This is a genomic window from uncultured Anaerococcus sp., from assembly GCF_937934665.1.
Taxonomy (GTDB): domain Bacteria; phylum Bacillota; class Clostridia; order Tissierellales; family Peptoniphilaceae; genus Anaerococcus.
Window position 1 is genome coordinate 1 of sequence record NZ_CALGYW010000018.1, and the last position, 1,685, is coordinate 1,685.

Annotated in this window: 1 protein-coding gene; it reads right to left on the bottom strand. The window is 40.6% G+C overall.

Annotated features, from left to right (window positions below; genetic code table 11):
* Positions 1-1,685: phage tail tape measure protein (locus Q0410_RS00820; protein WP_299031772.1), on the bottom strand; the 1,685-nt coding region annotated here is incomplete at both ends.

Here is a 1,685-nt window from a genome sequence, read left to right on the forward strand (position 1 = left end):
ATTCCTATTATTGGTAGTGTTATTATTAGTCGTCATCCTAGGCACTCTGTCCTTATCTCCGCCCAAAGCACGGTATTCTTCACTAGCCTTGGCAGTTAGGACGATTTCGCCCTTATGCAGGTTAGCAAGGTAGTTATCATAGGGTACATAGTCAAGACCTGTAGCATGGGACTTAGCTCCACCGCTTCCTATACTCTTAACCTTATTAACTACATTAGAAACAATACTGATAACACCCTTTATAGGATTTTTTAAGAAGGCTTTTACCTCTTCCCACTTGTCCCTAACTCGGTTTAAAGCACCCATAGCCTTATCTCCCATCCAGGAGAAAGAGCCTCCAGCTTCTTCAACTATAGCCTTAAGCCAACCAAAGCCACCGCCTAGCTCATCAGCCCTAGCTTTGATAGATGAAAAGTGATTTTTTAGCCATATTACAACCCCACCTACCGCAAGAAATATCCACATTAAAGGATTAGCACAACTAACAATAAACATAAAGCCCTGTCCTAATATTCCTGCAAGACTGACAAGCAAACCTACACCTTTTAAGACAAAGCCACCGATTAAGAAAAGCTTACCTAGAACACCTAAAATAGTTCCAAATATAGCTATAAGAGGCCCTGCTGCAACCAGTAACAATGCCCATTGCACAATGGTTGATTTAGTGCCATCATCAAGATTAGCAAACCATTGAGTAAGTTCTGATATCTTATTAGATACCTTATCAATATATGGAGCCGCTTCCGCTCCTATTTCTATCAAAGCATTCTTTACTCTTTCAGTAGTCATGGCAAATCTTTCTGCAGGTCCTATCATATCATTAAAGTTAGACTCCACAGAACCGTCAGAACTATTCATCTGTCCTAAAACCTTGTTATATTCTTCTAGGCCAGCCTTGGCTAAAGAAGTAGCTGCCTTGGATGCATTCAGATTGCCAAACATATCATTCAAAGACATGCCGCTAGCATTAGCGGAGTCTTCTATGATTTTTAGCACTTCACCAAGATTTTTACCGTCTTTAGTAAGTTGAGTAAAACTCTTACCAGTCTTTTGCCTTAAGACCTTATCCGCCTTAGTTCCCGATGAGCTCAGCTCATTAAGTAAGGAGTTAATGGCGGTGGTCGACTGATTAGCATCTATACCTCTTGCAGTTAAGATTGAGTATGCAGTGCCCAATTGATTAAGCTTGACACCACTTGCCGCTGCAATCGGAATTACCCTACCTATGGATTGACCCAACTGATCAACCGTAATTTTACCTAAATCCTGAGTCTTAACAAAAATATCATGGATTTTATTTACACTATCAGCTTCTTCGCCATAGGCATTTAAAACTGTGGTAGTTGCATCCACAACAGTGCCCATATCAGTAAAACCAGCTTTAGTCAGCTTAACTGCTGACTCTGTAAAGCCTACTACCTTAGAAGAATCAACACCAGATGAAAGTGCATCATACATAGCTCCAGCAATTTCAGTCTGTGCTATACCCGACAAATCCGATATTCTTTTAGTATCTTTTCTAATTTGCTCTACTGGTAGGATTTCTTTATCCGCAAGGGTAGTAACTTGTCTTATACCTTTATCCAAATCAAGGAACATTTTATATCCGCCAGTCAAGACACCAGCAAGTGGCAAGGTAGCCTTAGAAAGAGTAGTCCCGAACTTCTTGACCTTACCCCCTAAAG